General features: G+C 38.7%; 24 protein-coding genes and 1 tRNA gene. 2 read left to right on the forward strand and 23 right to left on the reverse strand.

Features of this window, described 5'->3' with window-relative positions:
- Positions 1–31: 31 nt before the first annotated feature.
- From rnr to ACQKNX_RS20325, 14 genes are all read right to left on the reverse strand, one after another.
- Positions 32–2,485, reverse strand: coding sequence for a ribonuclease R (rnr, locus tag ACQKNX_RS20260; protein WP_427430421.1), 2,454 nt, complete (start codon positions 2,483–2,485; stop codon positions 32–34).
- A 39-nt stretch (positions 2,486–2,524) separates the two neighbouring features.
- Positions 2,525–3,271 (reverse strand): alpha/beta hydrolase, encoded by a 747-nt coding sequence (locus tag ACQKNX_RS20265; protein WP_427430422.1) that lies wholly within the window; start codon positions 3,269–3,271, stop codon positions 2,525–2,527.
- Positions 3,272–3,452: 181 nt separating this feature from the next.
- Complete coding sequence (secG, locus tag ACQKNX_RS20270; protein WP_173479464.1) at positions 3,453–3,680, reverse strand: preprotein translocase subunit SecG; 228 nt, start codon at positions 3,678–3,680, stop codon at positions 3,453–3,455.
- A gap of 756 nt (positions 3,681–4,436) precedes the next feature.
- Positions 4,437–5,729: a phosphopyruvate hydratase gene (gene eno / locus ACQKNX_RS20275; protein WP_427430423.1), complete on the reverse strand. Its 1,293-nt coding sequence runs from the start codon at positions 5,727–5,729 to the stop codon at positions 4,437–4,439.
- A gap of 2 nt (positions 5,730–5,731) precedes the next feature.
- A complete protein-coding gene (gene gpmI, locus ACQKNX_RS20280; protein ID WP_427430424.1) occupies positions 5,732–7,273 on the reverse strand; it encodes a 2,3-bisphosphoglycerate-independent phosphoglycerate mutase in 1,542 nt (513 codons plus the stop codon).
- Complete coding sequence (tpiA, locus tag ACQKNX_RS20285) at positions 7,266–8,027, reverse strand: triose-phosphate isomerase (protein WP_427430425.1); 762 nt, start codon at positions 8,025–8,027, stop codon at positions 7,266–7,268. The genes gpmI and tpiA overlap by 8 nt, the downstream gene beginning before the upstream one ends.
- Positions 8,028–8,045: 18 nt before the next feature.
- Positions 8,046–9,230, reverse strand: a complete 1,185-nt coding sequence (locus tag ACQKNX_RS20290; RefSeq protein ID WP_427430426.1) for a phosphoglycerate kinase — start codon at positions 9,228–9,230, stop codon at positions 8,046–8,048.
- Positions 9,231–9,580: 350 nt separating this feature from the next.
- A complete protein-coding gene (gap, locus tag ACQKNX_RS20295) occupies positions 9,581–10,597 on the reverse strand; it encodes a type I glyceraldehyde-3-phosphate dehydrogenase (RefSeq protein ID WP_427430427.1) in 1,017 nt (338 codons plus the stop codon).
- Between the two features lie 36 nt (positions 10,598–10,633).
- A complete protein-coding gene (locus tag ACQKNX_RS20300; RefSeq protein WP_427430428.1) occupies positions 10,634–11,662 on the reverse strand; it encodes a sugar-binding transcriptional regulator in 1,029 nt (342 codons plus the stop codon).
- Positions 11,663–11,893: 231 nt separating this feature from the next.
- The gene (locus ACQKNX_RS20305) at positions 11,894–12,016 is read right to left on the reverse strand and encodes a hypothetical protein (protein ID WP_255313811.1); all 123 of its coding nucleotides are present in this window, start codon (positions 12,014–12,016) and stop codon (positions 11,894–11,896) included.
- Between the two features lie 310 nt (positions 12,017–12,326).
- On the reverse strand, positions 12,327–12,563 hold the full coding sequence (locus ACQKNX_RS20310; protein ID WP_427430429.1) for a glutaredoxin family protein: 237 nt from the start codon (positions 12,561–12,563) through the stop codon (positions 12,327–12,329).
- 261 nt (positions 12,564–12,824) lie between these two features.
- Entirely contained in the window at positions 12,825–15,101 is a 2,277-nt protein-coding gene (locus ACQKNX_RS20315) for a S9 family peptidase (protein ID WP_427430430.1), read from the reverse strand.
- 422 nt (positions 15,102–15,523) lie between these two features.
- On the reverse strand, positions 15,524–16,297 hold the full coding sequence (locus ACQKNX_RS20320; protein ID WP_427430431.1) for a TPM domain-containing protein: 774 nt from the start codon (positions 16,295–16,297) through the stop codon (positions 15,524–15,526).
- On the reverse strand, positions 16,297–16,878 hold the full coding sequence (locus tag ACQKNX_RS20325) for a LemA family protein (protein WP_427430432.1): 582 nt from the start codon (positions 16,876–16,878) through the stop codon (positions 16,297–16,299). Before ACQKNX_RS20325 ends, ACQKNX_RS20320 begins: the two co-directional genes overlap by 1 nt.
- 160 nt (positions 16,879–17,038) lie before the next feature.
- On the opposite strand from ACQKNX_RS20325, the gene ACQKNX_RS20330 reads away from it, so the two are divergent.
- Positions 17,039–17,653 (forward strand): spore coat protein, encoded by a 615-nt coding sequence (locus tag ACQKNX_RS20330; RefSeq protein WP_340822526.1) that lies wholly within the window; start codon positions 17,039–17,041, stop codon positions 17,651–17,653.
- A 50-nt stretch (positions 17,654–17,703) separates the two neighbouring features.
- Here ACQKNX_RS20330 and ACQKNX_RS20335 read toward each other — a convergent pair whose 3' ends face one another.
- The 4 genes from ACQKNX_RS20335 to ACQKNX_RS20350 all read right to left on the reverse strand — a co-directional run bounded on the left by ACQKNX_RS20335 (position 17,704) and on the right by ACQKNX_RS20350 (position 20,592).
- Positions 17,704–18,426 carry an amino acid ABC transporter ATP-binding protein gene (locus ACQKNX_RS20335; protein ID WP_427430433.1) on the reverse strand — a complete coding sequence of 241 codons (723 nt, stop codon included), beginning with the start codon at positions 18,424–18,426 and terminating at the stop codon, positions 17,704–17,706.
- The gene (locus ACQKNX_RS20340; protein ID WP_173479451.1) at positions 18,423–19,127 is read right to left on the reverse strand and encodes an amino acid ABC transporter permease; all 705 of its coding nucleotides are present in this window, start codon (positions 19,125–19,127) and stop codon (positions 18,423–18,425) included. Before ACQKNX_RS20340 ends, ACQKNX_RS20335 begins: the two co-directional genes overlap by 4 nt.
- 91 nt (positions 19,128–19,218) lie before the next feature.
- Positions 19,219–20,013 (reverse strand): basic amino acid ABC transporter substrate-binding protein, encoded by a 795-nt coding sequence (locus ACQKNX_RS20345; protein ID WP_427430434.1) that lies wholly within the window; start codon positions 20,011–20,013, stop codon positions 19,219–19,221.
- Between the two features lie 504 nt (positions 20,014–20,517).
- Positions 20,518–20,592: transfer RNA gene (locus tag ACQKNX_RS20350), tRNA-Arg, on the reverse strand.
- A 307-nt stretch (positions 20,593–20,899) separates the two neighbouring features.
- On the opposite strand from ACQKNX_RS20350, the gene clpP reads away from it, so the two are divergent.
- The gene (gene clpP / locus ACQKNX_RS20355; RefSeq protein WP_024363901.1) at positions 20,900–21,487 is read left to right on the forward strand and encodes an ATP-dependent Clp endopeptidase proteolytic subunit ClpP; all 588 of its coding nucleotides are present in this window, start codon (positions 20,900–20,902) and stop codon (positions 21,485–21,487) included.
- Positions 21,488–21,682: 195 nt separating this feature from the next.
- Here the strand turns inward: clpP and ACQKNX_RS20360 are convergent, their stop codons facing one another.
- From ACQKNX_RS20360 to ACQKNX_RS20380, 5 genes are all read right to left on the reverse strand, one after another.
- The gene (locus ACQKNX_RS20360; RefSeq protein ID WP_173479449.1) at positions 21,683–21,940 is read right to left on the reverse strand and encodes an HPr family phosphocarrier protein; all 258 of its coding nucleotides are present in this window, start codon (positions 21,938–21,940) and stop codon (positions 21,683–21,685) included.
- A gap of 109 nt (positions 21,941–22,049) precedes the next feature.
- Complete coding sequence (gene whiA, locus ACQKNX_RS20365; RefSeq protein ID WP_427430435.1) at positions 22,050–22,997, reverse strand: DNA-binding protein WhiA; 948 nt, start codon at positions 22,995–22,997, stop codon at positions 22,050–22,052.
- Between the two features lie 90 nt (positions 22,998–23,087).
- Complete coding sequence (locus tag ACQKNX_RS20370) at positions 23,088–24,059, reverse strand: gluconeogenesis factor YvcK family protein (RefSeq protein ID WP_427430436.1); 972 nt, start codon at positions 24,057–24,059, stop codon at positions 23,088–23,090.
- A 4-nt stretch (positions 24,060–24,063) separates the two neighbouring features.
- A complete protein-coding gene (rapZ, locus tag ACQKNX_RS20375) occupies positions 24,064–24,957 on the reverse strand; it encodes an RNase adapter RapZ (RefSeq protein WP_340822516.1) in 894 nt (297 codons plus the stop codon).
- A gap of 9 nt (positions 24,958–24,966) precedes the next feature.
- Positions 24,967–25,434 (reverse strand): 8-oxo-dGTP diphosphatase, encoded by a 468-nt coding sequence (locus ACQKNX_RS20380; RefSeq protein WP_340822515.1) that lies wholly within the window; start codon positions 25,432–25,434, stop codon positions 24,967–24,969.
- Positions 25,435–25,813 lie beyond the last annotated feature (379 nt).

The raw sequence follows: 25,813 nt of genomic DNA on the forward strand, positions 1-25,813 counted from the left end.
AGCAGGACTTAGCCTGCTCACGCTGGATTTTTTATTTACGTTTTGTTTTTTTCTTTTTGCCTTTTTTGGCGATGCCTTCGTAAAACTTTTGCTTTTGCTTTACGCCTTTTTTCGGGCCTGGGCTTGAGCTATCTTTGCGTTGACCACGTGGATCACGGTCACTTCCACCGCGTTCTCTGCGTTTCGATGAGTCACCATTGCTTTGTTTTTCATCGTCACGGCGACCTCTTCCACCGCCTGAACCTGAACGACTGCTACGGCTGCTGCGCCCATCTTTATTATCATTATAATTTTTACGTGCATGGATTACTGTAGGTGTTGCTTTTCTTGTTCTTCCATAAGACGTTACCATTCCTACGATTTCAAAGTCAATCGATGACTCCTCGATAATGACGTTTGCGACGCGTACTTTTACTTCATCACCGATGCGGAATTGGCGGTTCGTACGTTCACCAATCATAATCATTTGGCGATCATCGAAGCGATAGTAATCGTCGGTCATATTGCTAATGTGCACGAGTCCTTCAATCGTATTTGGTAGCTCGATAAAGATACCGAAGTTCGTAACAGAAGAAACAATTCCTTCAAACTCTTCGCCGATTTTATCAGACATATATTGTGCTTTTTTCAGTGCGTCTGTATCACGTTCTGCATCGACTGCACGACGTTCGCGCTCTGACGTATGGTCAGCAATTTCATCCATTGCCATCGACCACTGTGCAATCGTTTCTTGCGACGTGTCTTTATTAATTAAGTACGTGCGAATTAAACGGTGGACAACTAGGTCAGGGTAACGACGAATTGGTGATGTGAAATGTGTATAGAAATCAGTCGATAAACCGAAGTGACCGATGCTTTCTGGATAGTACTTCGCTTGTTGCATTGAGCGTAGTAGCATCGTTGAAATAACTGGCTCTTCAGGCATGCCTTCAATTGCTGCTAAGACATCTTGCAATGCTTTTGGATGCACTGTATTGCCTGTACCTTTAATTAAAATACCGAAGTTCGTTACAAATTCAAAGAAGCGTTGTAGCTTTTCTGGCTTCGGATCTTCGTGAATACGGTATAGGAACGGTACATTCATCCAATGGAAATGCTCTGCAACCGTTTCGTTGGCAGCAAGCATGAAATCTTCAATTAATTTCTCTGCAACAGTACGTTCACGTATTTCAATATCGACTGGCCAGCCATCTTCATCGACGATTACTTTTGATTCTTTAAAGTCAAAGTCAATGGCACCACGTAACTCACGTTTATGACGTAAAATTTTTGAAAGCTCTAACATATTCTTAAACATCGGTACAAGTGGCTCATAGCGAGCAATTAGCTCTTCGTCTTGTTCCTCTAAAATTTTATAAACATCTTTGTAAGTCATACGCTCTGTCGTTTTAATGACGCTTTGGAAAATTTCATGCGCAATAACATTACCATTGCCATCAATAATCATTTCACACGAAAGCGTTAGTCGATCTACCTGTGGATTTAAAGAACAAATACCGTTCGATAGTCGATGCGGAATCATTGGAATAACACGGTCTGTTAAATATACACTTGTCGCGCGGTCATATGCTTCAATGTCTATTACAGAGCCTTGTGTTACATAGTAACTGACATCTGCAATATGTACGCCAAGCTTGTAAGTACCATCTACATTTTTTGTTACGGTTACCGCATCATCTAAATCTTTTGCATCTGCACCATCAATTGTGACAATCGTTTCATGACGTAAATCACGACGCCCCTCTAAATCGGCTGGTGAAATTTCATCGGGCACTCGTTGTGCAGCAGCGACAACTTCTTCAGGGAACTCTGGTGGAATATCGTGCTTATATAAGATTGATAAAATATCGACACCTGGGTCATTTTTATGTCCTAAAATTTTTGTAATATAGCCTGTTGCTGATTTTAAATCTTCTGGCCATGTCGCGATTTCAACGACCACTTTGTGACCATCAACAGCGCCTAATGTATCGCCTTTCGCGATGAAAATGTCCATTGGTAGTTTTTTATCGTCTAATACGACAAAGCCGAAGCCTCTATTTGCTTGGAATGTTCCAACAAATGACGTTTGCCCGCGTTCTACCACTTTTGTGATTGTACCTTCGCGGCGATCGCCAAATGATTCCTTTAATACACGAATAAGAACTGTGTCGCCGTTAATGGCACCATTTACTTCGTGCGGTGGAATAAAGACATCGTCCATGCCCTCAACATCAGGTGCGACAAAGCCAAATCCTTTTGCGTGGCCGATAAATTTACCGCGTAGTAAATTCATGCGCTCTGGTAAGCCGTAACGATTCGAGCGTGAGCGTACAACTAAGCCCTGCCCCTCCATTCGCACGAGCGTTTTTACGAGCTCCTTAAATTCTTCTGCATCCTCAAACCCAAATTCGTCTTCTATTTCTCCAACGGTTAAAGGTTTATATTCTTCTTCACCGAAAAAATCGAGTAATCGACTTTGTAGTGAGTCTTTTTTGTCCGTCATACTTAATACCCTCCCTCATGTAAAAATCCTAAATCATTTTTAGTGTGCCCAATTTAGGCCATCTAAAAAACGATAAATATCTTCATGTAATTGATCTTTTTCTTGATCTAATGTTATAACGTGCTTTGAGTTTTCATACCACTTGATGTATTTTTCTAGTGACTCAGTTTGATTATATATAATGTTGGCAGATTCTGTCTCTATTACCTCATCATTTGTCGCCTGTACGACAAAAATAGGGGCATAAATCATATCTATTTCTTTTCGAGTCTGCACAATAAACTCACGAAGTTGTTGTAATGATGGCATACCTTTTTCAGCGATTAACGACACTTCTGCATCAATTTCTGTGTCAGTTTTGCCTTCAAATTTTTTGTATTCTTTTGCATATTTCAATACGCCTTCAAACATTACGTCTGTAGTTCGCATCGTCATTGGCGCACACATTGTCACAATGCCTTTTACAGGATTGTTTAGTGCTACATTTAAAGCCATCACACCGCCAAGTGATAGTCCTGCTACGGCAATTTCCTCATAGCCGGCATCTTGTAATTGTTGGTACGCAGCTTTGACATCTTGCCACCAATCAGCTGGTCCTGTTGTAATGAGTTCTTCAGGTTGCACACCGTGCCCTTTATAATGAGGCGCTAATGTAGTATACCCTTTTTTCTCTAAAAATCTACCAAGCATACGCACATCTGCAGAGCTACCTGTAAATCCGTGTAATAATAACACTGCACGCGGTCCTGCTTGAAAGAAAAATGGCTGAGATAATGATTTGTTCATACGCAAGTTCTCCTTCACTGTAAAACATATTCATTCTATTATAGCCATATCCATTATACATTGGCGTAATTTAGCATCTTTCATACGTATAAAATCTACATTATTCGTCTAAGTTCATCTATGTACTGAAAATAAAAGAAAACGCCCAACCATTCGAGGTTAGGCGGAATATCTTCAACTATTATATTTTTGCAATAGCGATTGCTAAAAGAAAGAATAAAATTGATAAAACAATTGTTGCACGGTGAAGAATTAAATCCATACCACGTGCTTTTTGCTTTCCAAATAGTTGTTCAGCTCCACCCGAGATGGCACCTGACAAGCCTGCACTTTTACTAGATTGTAATAAAACTACGACAACCAATGCTAATGATACGATAACTAAAGCTATTAATACTGCTGTATGCATCCACTGCACCTCCCGAACTTTGAAACATCACAACACACTATATTATAACAAAAAAAGGTTCCCATGACAAACACAGATTACAAAATGGTATAACTTTTCCAAATACTATGTACAATACATAAAAGAAATTGACTTAAAAAGGAGAAGACTCAGTCTACTCTACTGATATTATACAAAAAAGTATAGAAATATTTCAAATCTAAAATGCAGTGCCTGGCACCCAAACAATTTAGAATTTTCTTGCATTACGTGTCCTACCTAGAACGCACACATAATAGTGCCAGTCACTCACCCAATTATACTAGGCTACTCCTGCTCCGAACGCACGGAACGTAAGACGCAACAAGCCGCGCGCTAGCGAGGGTTGCGGCTTACGATGTGCCCGAGGAAAGCGCCGCCCGCAACGGAAATCAACGTTGTACAACTCTCTCCATGCTCACTCTACTTCAATCACGCACTAATTGAATAGTGAATAGTGACAGGCACTCACACAATTACAAATATGAGCCAGGCAGTTCCTATGTTTTTTATCACTAAGTAAAAATTCACGTAGACTCCTGCGGGAACGCACGTAATGTAAGACGCAACAAACCGCGTGCTAGCGAGGGTTGCGACTTACGTCGTGCCCGCGGAAAGCGCAGTGAATTTTTACGATTTAGAATAATATGACCCCTGTTAGTAAAAATTCATTCGTTAAAAAAAGACTATAGACAAACAAGTTTGTCTATAGTCTGAAGCTAGTACTAGCTATTCACCTTATTTTAAGTTATAGAAAGTTTTTAAACCAAGATATTCTGATGTTGCACCAAGTTGATCTTCGATGCGTAAAAGTTGGTTATATTTTGCAACGCGATCTGTACGAGATGGAGCACCTGTTTTAATTTGACCAGCGTTTGTCGCAACAGCGATATCAGCGATTGTCGCATCTTCTGATTCACCAGAACGGTGAGAGATAACTGCTGTGTAACCAGCACGTTTCGCCATTTCAATTGCTTCAAATGTTTCTGTTAACGTACCGATTTGGTTTACTTTAATTAAAATTGAGTTACCAACACCTTGCTCAATACCAGCAGATAATTTTTTCGTATTTGTTACGAATAAATCATCTCCTACTAATTGTACGCGAGCGCCAATGCGGTCTGTTAATAATTTATGACCAGCCCAGTCGTTTTCATCTAAGCCGTCTTCGATTGAGATGATTGGGTATTTCGCAGTTAACTGCTCGTACCAGTCAACCATTTCTTCAGAAGTTTTCACAACGCCTTCACCATCTAAGTGGTATTTGCCATCTTCTTTATTGAATAGTTCAGAAGACGCAACGTCCATTGCTAATTTCACTTCTTCACCAGCTTTGTAGCCAGCTTTTTCGATTGCTTCAAGGATAACAGTGATTGCTTCTTCGTTCGAACCAAGGTTTGGAGCGAAACCACCTTCGTCACCTACAGCTGTGTTGTAGCCTTTGTCTTTTAATACTGCTTTTAAGCTATGGAAAATTTCAGCACCCATACGTAATGCATGACGGAAGTTTTCTGCGCCAACAGGCATTACCATGAATTCTTGGATATCTACGTTGTTATCCGCATGTGCACCACCATTTAAGATGTTCATCATTGGTACTGGTAATTGTTTTGAGTTGAAACCGCCAAGATATTGATAAAGAGGTACATCTAAATAATCTGCTGCAGCATGTGCAACTGCCATTGATACACCTAGGATTGCGTTAGCTCCTAGTTTACCTTTGTTTTCTGTGCCATCTAGCTCGATTAAAGCTTTGTCGATTACTACTTGGTCAAGAACTGAGAAATTACCTTCTAATTCTTGTGCAATAATTGTGTTGACATTTTCGACTGCTTTTAATACACCTTTGCCAAGGTAACGAGATTTGTCACCATCGCGTAATTCTACCGCTTCGTATTCACCTGTAGAGGCGCCTGATGGCACGATTGCACGACCAAAAGCACCTGATTCTGTAAATACTTCAACTTCTACTGTTGGGTTCCCACGTGAGTCTAAAACTTCGCGCGCATAAACTTGTGTAATAAATGGCATAATTAATTCTCCTCTTTTTCGATAAGTGATTTACCTGTCATTTCAATAGGTTGTGACACCTCTAATAATTCTAACATGGTTGGCGCTAAATCGGCTAAAATGCCACCATTTCTTAACATTAAATTTGCTTTCGTCACAATTACTGGAACAGGGTTTGTTGTATGTGCTGTCATCGGATTTCCTTCTAACGTTACAACCTCGTCAGAGTTACCATGGTCAGCTGTAATAATAGCTGCTCCGCCTTTTTCAAGAAGGGCATCAACTACTTTTCCTAGACATTCGTCGACTACTTCGATTGCTTTAATTGTTGGCTCTAGCATTCCACTATGCCCCACCATATCAGGGTTCGCAAAGTTTAGAATGATGCCATCAAATTTGTCAGCTGCAATCGCTGCAAGCAATGCTTCTGTTACTTCATAAGCACTCATTTCAGGTTTCAAATCGTATGTCGCAACTTTTGGAGAAGCAATTAAAATACGTTCTTCACCGTCGAATTTCTCCTCACGTCCACCACTCATAAAGAATGTCACATGTGGATACTTTTCTGTTTCTGCAATACGTAGCTGTGTTTTACCATTAGAGGCTAACACTTCACCAATCGTATTTTTTAAGTTGTCATTTTCATAAGCAACTTGCGCGTTCACTTCATCACTATAATGTGTGAACGATACGAATTTTACATTTTGCGGATGTTTTGCTGATAAAGCAAAGCCATCAAATGTTGAATTTGTAAATACTTTCGATAATTGAATCGCACGGTCAGGTCGGAAATTAAAGAAAATAACTGCATCATTATCTTCAATTGTCGCTACTGGCTCTCCATGTTCCTGGATGCTAAATGGAATAACAAACTCGTCAGTTACTTCACGCTCATAGGATTCTGACACGCCACCTTTTGCGCTTTCCGCCGTTTGTCCAACCCCATCAACGAGGGCATTATATGTTAATGCTACACGATCCCAACGTTTGTCTCGGTCCATCGCATAATAGCGTCCATGAATCGATGCGAATTTACCAATGCCAATCGAAGCCATTTGTTTTTCAGTTTCTTCGATATAGCCGATAGCTGTCGTTGGCCCTACATCACGACCATCTAAAAATGCATGTACAAATACCTCTTCAAGCCCTTGTTCTTTTGCTAGCTTTAACAGCGCGAACATGTGCTCATAATGGCTATGTACACCGCCATCTGATAATAAGCCCATAACATGTAGCTTTGACTGATGTGCTTTAACGTGTGCTACCGCATCTAAAAATGCTTGATTCGTAAAGAAATCTCCTTCGCGAATCGATTTATTTAAACGCGTTAAGCTTTGATACACGATACGGCCAGCACCGATATTTAAGTGTCCAACTTCAGAGTTCCCCATTTGACCGTCTGGCAACCCTACTGCCTCACCTGAAGCTGTTAGAGTTGCATGCGGGAATTGGTTCCAAAAGCGATCAAAATTTGGTTTCTTTGCTTGAGCTACTGCATTGCCAAATGTTTCATCACGGAATGCAAAACCATCTAAAATAATTAATGCTACTGGCTTTTTAGGCATTTGCTGCCGCCTCCAATAATTTTAAATATGAATCAGCTTGTAAGCTTGCACCACCGACTAGCGCGCCATCGATATGCTCTTTTGACAATAATTCTTTAATATTATCAGGCTTTACGCTGCCCCCATATTGAATACGTATAGCTTGTGCTGTTGCGTTATCATATAATTTTTCAACAACTGCTCGAATGGCACCACATACTTGGTTGGCATCTTCTGCTGTTGCTGTTTTACCTGTGCCGATTGCCCAGATAGGCTCATAGGCAAGAACCATATGCTCCACGTCCTGTGCGGCAAAGCCTGCAAGAGCTGCTGTAATTTGACTAGCTACCTTTTGCTCGGTCGTACCTGCCTCACGTTCTTCCAGTGTTTCACCACAGCAAATAATTGGCACGATATTATGTGAAAGTGCTGCTGCCACCTTTTTATTGATAGCCTCATCTGTTTCGTTATAATATTCACGTCGTTCGGAGTGTCCTAATATCACATAGTCTACCTCAACGCTTGCAAGCTGCGCCGGGCTAATTTCGCCTGTAAACGCACCTTCATTTTCGTAATGCATTGTTTGAGCACCGATGGCTAGTTCAGATTCACTAGCGACCTGCACAAGTGTTGGTAGAAAAAGTGCCGGTGCGCAAATAACAGCATCTACTTTGTCATTGGAAGGAAGATTATCCTGCACGCTATCGACAAACTGTATTGCCTCTTCAAATGTTTTATACATTTTCCAGTTACCTGCAATAATTGGTTTACGCATCGTTATGCCTCCTATCTATTATTTATCGTTTAATGCCACAATACCAGGAAGCTCTTTGCCTTCCATTAATTCAAGTGAAGCGCCGCCACCAGTCGAAATGTGGTCCATTTTATTAGCTACTTCAAATTTTTCTACTGCCGCTGCGGAATCTCCGCCACCAATTACAGTATAGCCAGCCGTTGCTGCCATCGCGTCTGCAACAGTTTTCGTACCATTGGCAAATGGTTCTAATTCAAAAACACCCATTGGTCCATTCCAAATGATTAATTTTGAATTTTGAATAACTTCTGCATAGCGAGCAGCTGTTTTTGGTCCAATATCAAGACCCATCCAATCAGCTGGGATAGCATCTACATCGACAACTTTAGTCTCCGCATCTTTTGAAAATTCATTGGCTACCACTGCATCAATTGGCATATGTAACTGCACGCCTTTTGCATGTGCTTTTTCAATGAACGATTTTGCTAGTTCAATTTTATCTTCTTCTAATAAAGATTTACCGATATCATGACCTTGCGCTTTAATGAAGGTAAATGACAGACCGCCACCAATAATTAAGTGGTCTACCTTTTCAAGTAAGCTCTCAATAACGCCGATTTTATCTTTTACTTTTGCACCACCAATAATAGCAGTGAAAGGACGCTCAGGATTTGATAATGCTTTACCTAGCACATCTAATTCTTTTTGCATAAGGAAGCCTGATACAGCAGAAATGTGTTTCGCAATACCTTCCGTTGAGGCATGTGCACGGTGAGCAGCACCGAATGCATCGTTAACATAAACGTCCGCTAGTTTAGCAAATTGTTCTGCAAGTGCAGGGTCGTTTTTCTCCTCACCAGCATGGAATCGTACGTTTTCCAGTAGAACGATATCTCCGTTTTGCATATTCGCAACAGCTGTTTCTACTGCTTCACCGATTGACTCATCCAATTTAGTAACAGGTTTACCTAAAATTTCAGCAAGGCGGATACCAACAGCAGTTAAACGCATATCTTCTTTTACTTCGCCTTTTGGACGACCTAAATGAGACGCTAAAATAACTTTTGCGCCTTGTTCAACTAAATATTCAATCGTTGGAATGGCTGCGCGGATACGTGTTTCGTCTGTAATTACCCCATCTGCCATCGGTACATTAAAATCGACACGTACGAAGACGCGGTTACCTTTTACATCAATATCTTTCATTGTTTTCTTATTTAACATGAAGAAACCCCCTTCAAAGTTTTGTAGTACGGACATAATAAAATGTGCTCCACCCATCTTGGCTTTACACACTTCGGACCAAGTTAAAATATACCTTTATTAGCTTTTATAGTAACAAAAGTAACGTTCGGTGTCTCGTAAAAGACAAGGTGACTACTAACTGTTTGCACGATAGTAAGTCATCCATATTTTATCCAAGATATTTGTATTTAAAAAGGAGTAGGGTAAACGTCCCCTACTCCTATTACCCTTGTTTATTATATCTTTTCGATATTATAAAGGCTATACTTTTTGTGCGTAAAAAGCCGTATTATGTCACACTTTTTACTTCAAATTGCGAATTATGACACTTATTTATGATTTAACCCTTGTTGTGCGATATATAATGCAAGGTCCATTAAACGAGTAGAGTAACCAATTTCATTATCGTACCAAGCAAGAACTTTCACCATGCTATTTTCTAAAACCATTGTTGAAAGGCCATCAACAGTTGAAGAGTTATGGTTACCATTGTAATCAATTGATACTAATGGTAGTTCATTGTAGCCTAAAATACCTTTCAGCTCATTTTCTGAAGCTTCTTTTAAAGCCGCATTAATCGAATCTTTCGTTACATCTGCTTTAAGTTCTACAACTAAATCCACACACGATACGTTCGGTGTAGGAACACGCATAGAGAATCCATCAAGCTTACCTTTTAATTGAGGTAATACTTTAGAAACGGCTACTGCTGCTCCTGTTGTTGTTGGAATCATTGACACTGCCCCTGCACGTGCACGACGTGGATCAGAGTGCGGGAAGTCAAGGATACGTTGATCGTTTGTATATGAGTGAATTGTTGTCATCATACCGCGCTCAATGCCAAATTTCTCATCTAAAATTTTAGCTACTGGCGCTAAGCAGTTTGTTGTACAAGATGCATTGGAAATGACATCATCTGTTTTTGGATTGTAATCTTCGTGGTTAACACCCATTACGAATGTTGGCATATCGCCTTTAGCTGGTGCAGATAAAATCGCTTTTTTAGCACCTGCTTTAATATGCAACCCTACTTCATCCATTGAGCGGAAGCGACCTGTACATTCAAGCACAACATCAACGCCAAGCTCGCCCCAAGGTAATTGTGTCGGGTCTTTTTCAGCGTATACTTTCACTGTTTTACCGTTCACTACGAAAGAATCTTCCTTTGCACTTACTTCAGCATCATAGATACCATGTACAGAATCGTATTTTAATAAGTGTGCAAGCTGACCAGCATCTGTTAAGTCATTCACTGCAACTACTTCAAACTCATCATGTTTCATTGCTTCACGAAATACTAAACGTCCAATACGTCCAAATCCATTAATTGCTAACTTTAATGCCATTGTTAATTCCTCCAATAATGTTTTATTGATTTATTTTTACAGTAAACGTTCAGCGATTGCTTTCGCAGCAGCCTCATCTGTTATAAAAATCGTCTGCTTCGGCGCTACCTTAAAGTAAGATAGCATCGCATTCACCTTTTGTTTTCCTGCTGCAACCGCAATAATATGCTTACATTTTTCAACTTGTTCAAGTTGAATGCCAATTGTACGAATACGATGTACAATTTCTCCTTCGGCATTGAAATAATAGCCGAATGCTTCACTAACAGCACCCTTTTCCTCGAGAATACGTAAATCTTCGGCCGATGAATTACGACGAATCGCCATTTCTTCAGCAGAGCCAATACCATGAATAACGCAATCAGCCCGGTCATAGTAAGCCATTATTTCTGTAACCATTGGCTCCATTAACATTGCCTGATATGCCTGTTCACTTAAATGCTCGGGTAAAAACAATGTACGGTACTGTGCTTCCATCTGCATAGCAAATGTTGCAACGAGTGTATTAGCCTGCATTTGCATTTCATGTCCGATACCGCCACGAGCAGCAACAAATGTTACATTGTGCTGACCGTCAACTGGTAGTAAAAACTGCGCTAGCGAAGCTACTGACTTTCCTCCAGTAACAGCTACTACTTGCTCATTAGCAATAGTCGAAAGAAATTGCTGCGCCGCTTCTTTTCCAATTAATGTTAATACAGTTTCATCATCGTTATAATCACCTGGAACAACAAGCACATGCTGTAGCCCTAAATGGTTTTCGAGCGCCTTGCCAAGCTGCGTTAGACCAGACCATTCATAAACTAATGCCCTAAGCTGTTCAATAACTAATTCACCATCACTCGTACATACCATACCCGACTTTTGAGAATCTAATAACCCTTGATCACGTAAAATATCTGTTTCTTTACGGATTTCACGCTCTGTCATCTTGAGTGACTCCGCTAGTGTTCGTCTCCCAATTGGTTGCATTAACTGAACCGATTGCAAAATACGGTATCTCGATTGTAGAAGTGGATTCATTTCTGGAAGTAGTCTTTGCTGTGCCTCAGGTACAGTTAACATCTATATCTACTCCCTCTCACTTTAATGGGACAAATAATAACCCACTATACTAAATTGTGTCCCACTTGTAATTTTATTATAATATGCTTTGTGAAAAAGAGCAAGTAAATAATGGTATGGGCTGCTTTTACACACTTTATACGCGATTATCATAAGGTTTTTTTAATATTCGTTGTTTGTGAAAATAAAAAATCCCGCAACCAATTCTTTCGGCTTCGGGACTGCATGTTTTTATTTTGTGAAAGATAATACGGCGTTTTTCTTGAAACCTGCTAAAGCTTTTGTTGCTTCCGTTTTGTTTGTGTATTCAAAAATACGAACGTCCTTTTGTTCAAATACTGTAATAACCCACATAGTCAAATCTCCCTTTAAGTTTATTTTTGTAATATAACAACCACGTAAATATGTGATACTTTTGATTAACTGTTTTATAACAACCTCTTACTTGATTCCTATTCTACTCCAATTTTTTCAAAAAGAAAGCTTTGTGTGAAGTTCTTCACAAACTGTTCATATTCATAACGCTTTCATTGAACAATTTGTGAATAACATGAATTACAGGTTTAATTATATAATAGAAGAAAAAAAAATCCGCGCTTCCCGAGGTGAATAACGAATTTTTTAAGTGTTATATATTTTTAATTTCATAGATTAGATGCATCGGTTATTCACTGCACAAATGTTCCATCAATGTTACATAGTCTAAATTGCCATATTGTATGACTTCTCCATCCTTTTCTACTACTGGTATCATCAACATATATTTTTCGTGTACTGCATCGTCTTTTTCTATATCGATGACGTCGATTGAGAAACCTAGTTCTTCTTGAACAAGCTTTAATGTACGTAATCCTTCTACACAAAGCTCACAATGCGAACGACTAAAAAAAGTCACGTTCATTTACACACACCCCCTTCCTATTTAGGTGCCAGGCACTCAAACAATTCTGAATTTTGCTAGTAAGATATTATTAATTCCGCGAAGACTCCTGCGGGAACGCACGCAGTGTAAGACACGGGCAAGTAAGCGTTACGTGTACGTTTTAGAAGTGCCAGGCACTCAAACAATTGCCGCAGCGGAAATCAACGGCCATATTCATCTTCAGCTATTATAAATGAAAAAAGACTGTGCAAGTAAAATTTCTGCACAGCCTCATTATCGTTATTTTTTTAAATGACTATCAAAGAATTTAACCATTGCATTATAGAATTCAATGCGGTTTTCTTCGTTTTGGAAGCCATGTCCTTCATTTTCTTTCAGCATATACTCTACATCCACACCTCTTGCGCGTAACGCTTCTACGATTTGATCAGATTCTGCCTGATTAACACGCGGATCGTTTGCACCTTGGGCAACGAATAAAGGTGTTTTAATTTTATCAACATGGAAGACAGGTGAAACTGCTGTTAACAGATCTTTGTCTTTTTCTGGATGCCCTACACGCTCATAGAACATATTACGCATTGTTTCCCAGTATGGTGGGATTGTATCTAACAATGTGAAAATATTTGATACGCCTACATAATCAACTGCAGCAGCATATAAGTCAGGTGTAGACGTAATACCTGCTAAAGTAGCATAGCCTCCAAATGATGCACCGTATATACCGATACGGTCAGGGTCAGCAATACCTTGATCTATTGCCCACTGTACGCCATCTGTAATATCATCTTGAATTTTCAGACCCCATTGCTTATTACCAGCTTGTAAAAATTCTTTTCCGTAACCAGTAGATGAACGGAAATTCACTTGTAACACAGCATATCCGCGATTTGCAAGCAGCTGTACTTCTGGGTTAAAGCCCCACACATCACGAGCCCATGGACCACCGTGTGGATTCACGATAAGTGGTAAGTCTTTAGCCTCTTTGTTTTTCGGTAATGTTAAATAACCGTTAATTGTCAGACCATCACGGCTCTTATAAGAAACGGGATGCATTTCTGCAAGCTCTTCTGATTTTAACCAAGGGCTTAATGTTGCTAGTTCGGTCATTTCATCTGTAGTTGAGTCATAGTAATAATATTTGCCGTACACTATATCACTAGACACGCTGACGATGAATTTTGTCATTTCTTTATTGTAGTCGTTGATGCCTAGTTCGCTTTCTTCAACACCTAGCTTGTTTTGAATTTTGCGGAACAGCTTCTCAAAACTCTCATCGAAGAATTGATAATGTGCTTTATCCGTTACATAGGCACCGAATAAAATTTTATCTTGCTCACCACTATATAATACGCCTGATACGTCTACGTCTTCATTAGACATAATGACTTCTTCGTTACCTTCAAGATCGTATTTCACCACTTCTACTTTATCTCTACCTTTATTAGAAGTTGCATAAATATGCTTATTATCTTTAGAGAAGGCAAGCGGATTTACTTCATCCCCTGCTGCCATTTCAATAAATGGCTTGAATTCATCCTTTTCAGTGTCACGATATAGAATCATTCCTTCTACACCATCAGAAACAACAGCTATACGAATATTACCGTTACGGTCCGCTAACCAATTCGAAATGTTACCAGGATTTTTTGCAACATGCTTTGTTTCGCCTGTCTTCACATTTAGCTTGTACACATCGAATACTGTTGCATCCTCTTTATTCATCATAATTAAAACTTCATCTTTAACACCTTGTAATCCACTTAATACACCTACTGTTACACCTGGATAAGGCGTTAAATCTTTTTCTTCTTTTCCATTAAATGTAGAAGAATAAATGTGGAAGTTTTCATCTCCACCTTTATCTTTTGCATAAAGCAATGTATCATCTTTCCAGAAGAATCCAGCAATATCACGATCTTTTGAATTAGATACACGAACTGGTTCACTATCATCATTCATTTTTTTCACGAAAACATTTGAACGGTTTTCCCATGCTGAGGCAAACGTAATGTAATTACCATCTGGTGATAGCTGATAGCCGAAGTTTCCTGGATTTTTCATAAAATCGTCTACAGAAATTTCTTTAACACCTTCATTATTAGCACCGTTTTTTAAACTCTTAAATGTAGTAAATATTTTAGTAGCGTCTTGTTTTGAAATTGTTTCACTATTTTCTGAAATACTACTAAATAAGCCTAGCTTATTTGCTTTTTCCAGATAGTCTGCTAGTGTTACTTCTTTTTCTTCTTTATCAAGAGCTCTTACTAAAATTCGTGCGACTTCATTACGTTTAATCGTATTACTTAAGTTTTCTAATTCCCCGTCTTTAACCCACTTATTAATTACTTCTTGACGCATTGATTCTGAGCCATGTTGGAATGTTAAAGATGTTACAGCTAAATCAAGAAATTCTTTTGCTGTTAGGCGCTCCTCTTGTGCAATGATAGTATTGCTAGTTTCATTAGCAGCGCGTACTTCCTGTACTGAAACAGGATAAACAACAGAGGCTGTTAAAATGACCGCTAAAGAAGCTGATAAAAATCTTTTTTTCAAAGTAATTCCTCCTTATATCAGTGTTCGTTATATCGTTTGTCGATACAATGAAATTATAACAAAATTAGTTAATTTGTCAATAATTGATAATACTTATTTATTTATCCTTTTTACCCGAGTGAAAAGGACCCTCCTATTAAGGAGAGTCCTTTGATGTTTCGGTGCCTGGCACTTAAATTGTTCGTGAATTGTTTGGGTGCCTGGCACTTAAACAATTTGTCCTTCTAAAGCGTAAAAATCCACTTCGCTTTCCGCGGGCACAAAGTAAGCCGCAACCCTCGCTTACGCGCGGATTGTTGTGTCTTACATTGCGTGCGTTCCCGCAGGAGTCTTCGTGGATTTTTACTTAGTTATAAAAAAACACCTTACAGTTTTCAGAATTTTTTGGGTGCCTGGCACTTATGTGCCAGGCACCCACTCAATTAAAACTTTCGGCTGGCGCCGCCGCCTGCAGATGATCCACCGCCAAAGCCTCCAAAGCCTCCGCCACCGGAACCGCCACCTCTGCCAAAACCGCCTCCAAAGCCACCACCAAAACCTCCTGGATAACCTCCGCGTCCCCTAGATCGTGGTCCTCCACCACCATTTGAGAAAATAATGACAACGAGTACTAAAATAACTAGTAACACAAAGAGCCAATTGGGCATCGACTCATCCTCCACTGCTTGTGCTGGCATCTCTCCCTCCCAATTATATTCTTTTGCTACAGTTTGAAATAATTCGGCATATGTTGCTTGAAATGCTTGATCGACTTCACCGTTACTCGCATATGGATAAAAAGCATCGTCTAAAATACGTCCTAATTTTCCATCCGGTAACGCTCCTTCTAGACCTTGACCAACAGCGATGACTACATCATTATTTCCTTGTCCTTGCCCAAATGTAGCCAATAATAGGACACCATTGTTTTTCTTTGCATCTCCAATGCCCCAAGCTCGAATTAATTTCGTTGCATACATTTTAGCCTCTTGCCCTTGAATGCTATCTACCGTTACAATCATTATTTCTGCACCTGTGCCTTTATCTAATTGCTCAGAATAATGATTGAGTTCTTCCTTTACAGAAGTTGAAAGCACATTCGCAAAATCATGAATGTACGTATTTTTCATTGGTGTGGGCAACTGCGCTTGTGCACTGTTAGCTGTTACAAACCACATTAAACAAGCAACTAAAAGCGTTACCGTCAAACGTTTCATTATTGTTTACCTGAATCACTAAAATCAACTGCAGGTGCTTTTTCAGCTCCAGCTGCTGCCTTAAAGTATTCCTTTTGTTCGAAGCCAAATATACCTGCGATAATATTACCTGGGAAGCGTTTTACTTTTTTATTAAAGCCTTGTACTTCATTATTATAATCTTCACGTGCTACTGCTAATCGATTTTCAGTCCCAGCAAGTTCATCCATTAATTGACGGAAATTTGCATCGGCTTTTAAATTCGGATAATTTTCTACGACTACAAGCAATCGACTAAGTGCACCATTTAATGCATCATTAGCACTCGCTTGTTCCTCTGGTGTTTGTGCATTACCCATCTGTGCACGAGCCTCTGTAATGCTAGCAATGACTTCTTGCTCATGATTAGCATATCCTTTTACAGATTCCACTAAATTCGGAATTAGATCATAGCGGCGTTGTAGTTGATTTTCGACTTGAGCCCACTTCGAATCCACATTTTCCTCCGCCGTCACAAGGCCATTATATTTTGGAATAAATAGTAAAGCTAATACAGCTAAAACAATGATGATTATTCCCACAGGTCCAAGTACTTTTTTCAATTTTATATCCTCCCTTAACTTTCTTTTCTTATACCTCTAATGTGTTACAAAAAAACATCACTATGCTAAATATATGCAAACGGATTTATATCGTATGAAACTGGACTAACAAGACATACTAAAAACTGTAACAAACTATACAATTCAGGAGGCGTTTTTTTTGTCACAATCTTTTTATAATGAATCAAATGATGCAACAACACCTAACCAACAACAAAGCCTAAATCATGGTGGCCACGAAGTTATGGACATGCATGAAACAATTGGCGAAATTATCGCTGGACTAAACCTATCCATTATTTTACGTCCGCAAGTAAAAGATCCAGAACTACTTAGCATTTTGGATAATCAATATAATTTCACGCTCGGTATGTACAATACGATTGTGGAATCTTTTAAAACAGGGCATGATCCTTCAGTTCCAACTGGTCGCTATGAAATGCAGACAGGGAACAACTTCCAATATGGCATTAAGCCCTCTCAGCCGAAAAAGCCAATGCAAAATGCAAGTGAGATAAATGATGAAGTTATTTCCGGCTTCTTACTTGGTGCACATAAAGGCTCAGCTAAATGTATGACTGCAGCAGCGACAGAAACAACAAATCCAGTTGTCCGCCGTGTTGTTGCTGATAGTATTCCCAACTGTATCGAGATGGCATACGAAGTATCTATTTACCAAAATAAGCATGGCTATTATCAAGTGCCACAATACACGCAACAAGATATGCGTGCAATGCTTGATGCCTATGCGACAACTACAAATCCCCTCCATTAAATGCAAAAAAACCATTCATCGCTTTCGCTTTGAATGGTTTTCCATTTTCATTATAGAACTTTTCCTAAAAAGGCTTTTGTACGCTCATTTTTCGGGTTACCAAAGATTTCTTCTGGCGTACCTTCTTCTACAATATAGCCACCATCCATAAACACAACACGATCCCCTACTTCTCGTGCAAAGCCCATTTCATGTGTCACGACAATCATTGTCATTCCTTCAGATGCTAGATTTTTCATAACATCTAAAACTTCTTTCACCATTTCTGGATCAAGTGCTGAAGTTGGTTCATCAAATAAAATAGCTTTAGGTTTCATCGCTAATGCTCTTGCAATCGCTACGCGTTGTTGTTGTCCACCTGAAAGCTGCTCAGGATAGTTGTAAGCCTTACTATCTAGACCGACTTTTTGCAGTAGCTCATGGCCTAGTTTCTCTGCATCCGCACGATTCATTTTACGAATTTGCATTGGAGCCATTGTTACATTATCAATTACATTCATGTGAGGGAACAAATTAAATTGTTGGAATACCATACCGACCTCTGCTCGTATAGCATTAATATTCGTTTTTGGGCCATTTACCTTCACATTCTCAATATAAATTGCACCATCAGTCACTTCTTCTAGCATATTAATGCAACGTAAAAAAGTACTTTTTCCCGATCCTGATGGTCCAATAACACAGACAACTTGCTTTTCGTGTATTTCATAATCGATACCCTTTAACACTTCTAATTTTCCAAAGTATTTGTGTAAGTTTTCAATTCTAATCATCTTGCTTCTCTCCCTTCTGCTTTACGAGGGATATAGCTATTGCTAAATCGTTTTTCGATAAATGCTACTACTTTTGTTACCACATATGTTAATACCAAGTATAGTAATGCGGCTACAATATACGGTTCCCAGAAACGGAAGCTCGCACCTGCCACAACTTTACTTGCATATAAAATATCTGGCGCTGCAATAACCGTTACTAAAGAAGAGTCTTTTAATAATGCAATGAATTCATTACCAAGCGGCGGAATCATCCGTCTAAAAGCCTGTGGTAAAATAACTTTTTTCATCGCTTGATTGTGTGTTAGGCCAAGCGAACGCGCTGCTTCCATTTGTCCCTTATCAATGCTTTGAATGCCCGCACGGAATATTTCTGCATTATAGGCTGCACAGTTTAGTACAAGTGCGGTAATACCTGACACCATATAGCCTAATGAATGACCAAAAATCGTTGGAATAACCGCTAAATGAATTAATAAAATTTGCACTAGCATTGGTGTCCCACGGAATAAATCTACATATAGTTTACATGGCCAGTAAATAAACTTATTTTTAGATACTTTCCCTAAACCTAATAGTAAGCCTAAAATAATACCACCAAAATAACCACTGAGCGTTAAGATGATTGTTATACCAATACCACGAATAAACATATCACGGTAGTTCCAAACTATGTCCCAGCGTAAATCAAAGATGTCCATTAGAACCCCTACTTTCCCTATCAATTTCTCTACTAAATACGCTAATAAATCAAATGAGCCGCTAGCATGATTAGGCTAACGGCATCATCCATTACTTAAAGTCCTTACCAGTAATTTCTTTTAATTTACCATTGTCTTTAATTTTTTGTAGACCTTCGTTTAATAGGTTTAATAATTCGGTATTGCCTTTTTTCACCATAAAGCCGTAGTATTCTTTTTCAAATGCATCATCTTCAATTACTTTAAGTTTTGCTTTTGGGTTAGCTTTAATATATTCGTAAATAACTGCATTATCGCCAATTGTTGCATCAACGTTACCGTTTAACATTTCTTGAATAGCAACAGGTTGGCTTTCGAATGCCATAATGTTTGTGCTTGCATCACCTTGTAATTTTTTTGCAGCCATATGACCAGTTGCATTTATTTGTACTGAAATCTTTTTATCTTTTAAATCTGCTAATGACGTAATATCTGAATCCTCTTTAACTACGATTAATAATTGAGATTCATAATATGGCTCTGTAAAATCAAATGAAGCCTTACGTTCTTCATTAATCGTAATCCCCGATGCACCGATGTGTGTTTCACCATTTTTTATTGTTTGGAATACAGGCTCCCAACCAATGTTTTCCCATTCCACTTTAATGCCCATTTCGTCTGCAATCGCTTGCAAAATATCGACATCTAACCCTACAATATTCCCTTTATCGTCAATCGATTCAAATGGTGCAAAAGTAGCCTCTGTACCTACCTTATAAACTTTATCCTTCCCGCCGCCACCAGAACCTGCGTCGCCAGATGATGCATCATCTTTTGCACCACAGCCAACTAGCACAAGCGTAAATGCTGCTACAATCATCAATAACGTCCAAAAACGTTTTTTCATAGTTTTTCCCCCTATACAATTAATATTTTCCGACTAATTCAATTTTATTAATTCGGAAATGTTAGACTATTAGGTCAATTATAGTGTCAATAGAGGTGATATACAATACGATTTCGTATAAAAGTGATTATTTTTTCATAATAATGAATTTTACGATACAGAACGTAGAGAAATTATGTAATAAAAACAATATCCGTGTCGAAAAATGTATACTTATGCAATTCTAAGATGATTTTTATGCTAATTTTAGATATTTTTGCCCACAAAAAAAGAATCCCCTCAGATGGGATTCTTCTTTTGGGCTAGCATGCTAGCCTCACGATCAGTATGTTCACTAAAAAACTTTTTGGAGTTATTGCTTTTGATGGTTTAGAAAGGAATAATTATGGGAATAATGCCTACGGGGCAGATTTCCACCATATTCCTCTCTTTCTCCACTAAGAAGGCTGCTAAGCTACTTATTAGGAGAATCGAGCTATAAAAATAAATCAATAAATCAGTAAATGGCGCCCTCGGAGGGAATCGAACCCCCAGTGCAAGAACCGGAATCTTACGTGTTATCCATTACACCACGAGGGCAATTGAACATAAAAAAAAAGTACTCACTCTTAGGCTTTACGGTAAAGCATCATGTAGATAATCCTCATTGTAGAAGCATACCTGCAAAATAGTGTACTGTACTTAAACATGCGACCTTTCTATTATACAAACGTATTACCCATAATTCAACTATAAATATTAATTTTTATGATGGATTTAATTTCTTAATATCAGCGTTAATATTTGACCTTCCCTGACTATAATGTGTATGATAAGGTTACAACTGAAATATAATGGATGATTTCAGTAAAAGTATTCGAATTTAGCTTTTTAAGGAGGATTTAACATGAATTTAATTCCTACAGTTATTGAACAAACAAGTCGTGGTGAGCGTGCTTATGACATTTATTCACGACTACTAAAAGACCGTATTATCCTATTAGGAAGTGCAATTGATGACAACGTTGCAAACTCAATCGTTGCGCAGCTTCTATTTTTAGAAGCAGAAGATCCGGATAAAGACATTTCTCTTTACATTAACTCACCAGGTGGTTCTATTACAGCTGGTATGGCAATCTACGATACAATGCAATTCATCAAGCCAAAAGTACAAACAATTTGTATTGGTATGGCTGCATCAATGGGTGCTTTCCTACTTGCTGCTGGTGAACCTGGTAAGCGCTATGCATTACCAAATGCAGAAGTAATGATTCACCAACCACTTGGTGGTGCACAAGGTCAAGCGACTGAAATTGAAATTGCTGCAAAACGCATTTTATTCCTTCGTGAAAAATTAAATGGTATTTTATCTGAGCGTACTGGTCAGCCACTAGAAGTCATCTCAAGAGATACTGACCGTGATAACTTCATGACAGCTGAACGCGCAAAAGAATACGGCTTAATCGACCATATTTTTGTACGTAACGAACGCTAATTAGAAAAAACCGTTAAGTCCATGCGACTTAGCGGTTTTTTTATGGGTGCCAGGCACTCAAACAATTCAGAATATTTTAAATTAAACTAGTGCCAGGCACTCAAATAAAGGCACTCAAATAATTGTGCTGAGCGGAAAGCGACGGCGATAATGATAAAAAACCTCTAAGTCCAGGTGACTTAGAGGTCTTTTAATTTAGTCTTCCTTTTCAATAAGAGCAGCTAATGATGTAACCGCTTGCTCTGCATCGCTACCTTCACTGCTTAAAACAACCTTTGTACCTTTAGCAATAGCTAAGCTCATTACACCCATAATGGATTTGGCATTTACTTTTTTCTCGTCTTTTTCAAGAAAAATATCAGCACTAAAACGATTTGCTTCCTGTACAAATAACGCTGCTTGTCTAGCTTGTAGTCCTAATTTTAATTTTACCTGGACTGTTTTCTCAGTCATTCGCAATTCTCTCCTTCACTACCGTTCATCTATTAGTTTTATATTACCGCACTTAGCAGTAGAAGAACAATAAGCGATTGCACTAGCTTTCTGTCTTTTGTATGAAAGCTTAACCGCCTATTTTTTCACCTCTTCTTAATGCATCTGCTATTTCGTCTATTTTACGCAATCTATGGTTAACTCCTGATTTACTAACCGTTCCACTTGATACCATTTCACCAAGTTCTTTTAACGTTACATCTTGATATTCCACACGTAAGCGTGCAATTTCACGAAGCTTTTCAGGCAGCTGATCCAGCCCTATTGAATTTTCGATAAAGCGAATATTTTCTACCTGGCGTAGTGCAGCGCCTATCGTTTTATTCAAGTTTGCTGTTTCACAGTTTACAATACGATTAACACTATTTCGCATATCGCGTAATATACGAACATCTTCAAATTTCATCATTGCTTGATGAGCTCCAACAATGTTTAAAAAATCGGAAATCTTTTCCGCTTCTTTTAAGTATGTCACAAAGCCCTTCTTTCGTTCAATTGTTTTTGCATTTAACTCGAATTCATTCATCAAATCCATTAATGCTTCACCGTGTTCTTTATACAAAGAATAAATTTCTAAGTGATAGGCAGACGTTTCTGGGTTATTTACCGAGCCACCTGCTAAAAATGCTCCACGTAAGTAAGCTCTTTTATGGCCACTCTTTTTAATAAGCTCTTTAGAAATCGTGTGATTGAATTGGAAATCATCCGAAATTATCGCTAAATCAATGAGTAACTCACGCGCCCCTTCTCGCACACGACATATATAAACGTTGTTCTTTTTCAAACGCATTTTTTTACGTACAAGTAGCTCGACGTTATAGGGATACAACTTCTTCATAATTGTGTAAAGCCTTCTAGCGATTGCAGCATTTTCTGTCTGCACGTCTAAACTAAGTTGCTTGTTAGCAAAAGATAATGAACCATTCATACGAATTAAAGCAGATACTTCTGCTTTCATACAATAATCGTCCGCTTCTACTTGCGTTAGCTCTTTTTTCGTTTCTGAAGCAAATGACATATTACGCCCTCCTTTCGACCTTTATTTCTATGTATATGTTCATCTTACCATATACAACAAGCATTCTTTAGGACTCTATTGTAGGCTCCCTTACTTTTTCGGTAAGATTTTTGCATAATCCACAAGCCATTGTGCTACATTTGCAGAATTATGGCGAACTGTCCCATCTGGTCGAATGGTTGCAATATCACGTTTAATAACCTCTAATCCCATACTTTCCAGCTTACCAACATCAAATGTTACGGGCTCCGCACATTCTTCTTTATATAGCTCTTTAACAGGGTGCGGAAGCTGTTCATCATTTACTAAAATAGCATCAATAAAAGAATCTCCAACATGCTTGTGAATAGCCTCAACATGGTCACCTGCTGTATAAGAAATCGTTTCACCTTTTTGGGTCATTAAATTACATACATAAATTTTTCGTCCTTTGGCTCTTACGACAGCTTCTCCAATTTCTTTTACTAGCAAATTAGGAATAATACTCGTATATAAGCTTCCAGGTCCAATTAAAATATAGTCAGCTCGATTAATTGCTCGTATTGCCTCCGGTAGCGGTTGCACATTGTCAGGCACTAAAAAAACGCGGTTAATGCGCTTTCCAGCAGTTGGGATTTTCGACTCGCCTTCAATAACTATCCCATCTTCTAACTCGGCATTTAAAGTAATTTTTTTATTAGCCGCTGGAATTACTCGACCATGTACTTTTAAAACTTTTCCCATTTCGCTAATAGCATGGCTAAAATCCCCGGTAATATCTGTTAATGCCGTTAACATTAAATTGCCAAGAGAATGACCATTTAAATCCTCTGATACTGAAAAACGATATTGAAACATTTGCTCAACGAGTGGCTCCACATCCGATAATGCAGCGATGACATTGCGAACATCACCAGGCGGAGGGATATCGTAATCATCACGTAAACGTCCTGAGGAACCACCATCATCCGCAACTGTTACGATTGCAGTGATATCAAACGGGTGATGCTTTAAACCACGTAGTAACGTAGAAAGGCCAGTACCACCACCTATTACAACTAGCCTTGTATGCTTTTTCCCCATTCACTCAATCCTTTCTTCGATTGATGTCACGGTGCGATATCACAGCATTTTCTTTTTTGGCTAAGCAAGCGCCAAAATATTCTGCTAAAGTCACCGAACGATGCTGTCCTCCTGTACAACCAAAAGCAATGACAAGTTGTGATTTCCCCTCTTGTTTATAAAGCGGTATCATAAATTCAAACAAATCCGTTAGTTTTTGAATAAGGATTTGTGTATCCTCTAACGCTAATACATAAGAAGAGACTTCAGTTTGCAAACCAGTTTTAGGGCGCAATTCCTCTACATAATAAGGATTTTTTAAAAAGCGCACATCAAATACTAAGTCTGCATCTATTGGCATACCGTGTTTATATCCAAAGGACATAATATTAATTGAAAAAGTATGATCTGCATCACTTGCAAATTCTTTAACGATTTTCTCGCGTAGCTCTTTTGGTTTCATGTTAGACGTATTATAAACAAAATTAGCGCGACCTTTTACTTCTGATAGAAGTACGCGTTCTTGTTTAATACCATCTAGCGGTAAACCAGTTACAGCTAATGGATGTGCACGTCTTGTTTCCTTATAACGTCTTACAAGCGTTGCATCATCTGCATCTAAAAATAAAATGCGGACAATGATGTCGCCTTCTTTTAATATTTGGTCAAGCGCACCAATAAGCGAATCAAAAAAGTTGCCGCCACGCATATCCATGACAGCTGCAATACGTGTAATATTTTTACCTGAATCCCTAAGTAAAGTTAAAAAAGTCGTGAGTAACGCTGGTGGTAAATTATCAATACAGTAATACCCTAAATCCTCAAAGCTTTGAATAGCTACGGTCTTCCCAGCTCCAGACATTCCTGTAATAATGACCAATTCATGTGTACATTGTTGACTTTCAACCACCACTGTCATGCAGCTCCTTTATTGTTCTATTGATATTTGTATTTTCTCATGAAGCAATTCAAAATCCTTCGTGTATTCGAATGTGCCGTACTGAATGCCTGATTGCGAAACAGCAAATTGTAAATTTGTTCGATCACCTTCAGCCATCGGCAAATGTTTTAAATCCCCAACTGGGTGCCATGCAAGCTTACCTTCTCTTGTTTCTTCGAATGGTACTCCTTCTATATCTTTCGCCATAAAAGTATAGAGCATCCATTCATCCACCTTAACGTTATCTTCTTTAATTATCATCGTATATACACCCTTTAGATGCGCGTTCAATGGTATAACATTTGTTTCTTCCTGAAACTCACGTAAAGCAGCCTCATAAATCGACTCACCGCTCTCCATTTTTCCGCCTGGTGCTACATACCAGCCCCGTCTCGGCTTTTGAAGTAATAATACTTTGCCGTCTTTTACGGCAATTAAGTTTGCAATTCTTTGCATAGACACACCTCTAATCTCTTTTGCATTATATTTTTTATTATAGCAAGACCTATCAGAGTTTGTCCTCATTTCACAACTATGGTATCTTGCGCAAAAAATTGATTATATTAGATCATCATTTAGGGTTTTTGTTTCTTTTGCATAAAGGCTCGTCGTACTCCCAATGACAGTTATTTTACACGAATCATCATACTTATAGTATACAGTTTTCTATCGTTAGACATGACACATTCAAAAATAATAAGCCTAAACGTCAGGCTTATTATTGCATAAAACTCCACTTCGCTTTCCGTACAACAAACGTTAACCGCAACTGTCGCTATCGCACGGTTGTTAGTTGCCCCTTACTTTTTGTACTGTTGCTGTAGGAATTTACATG

Source organism: Lysinibacillus sp. NPDC093712, assembly GCF_050280025.1.
Lineage (GTDB): Bacteria > Bacillota > Bacilli > Bacillales_A > Planococcaceae > Lysinibacillus.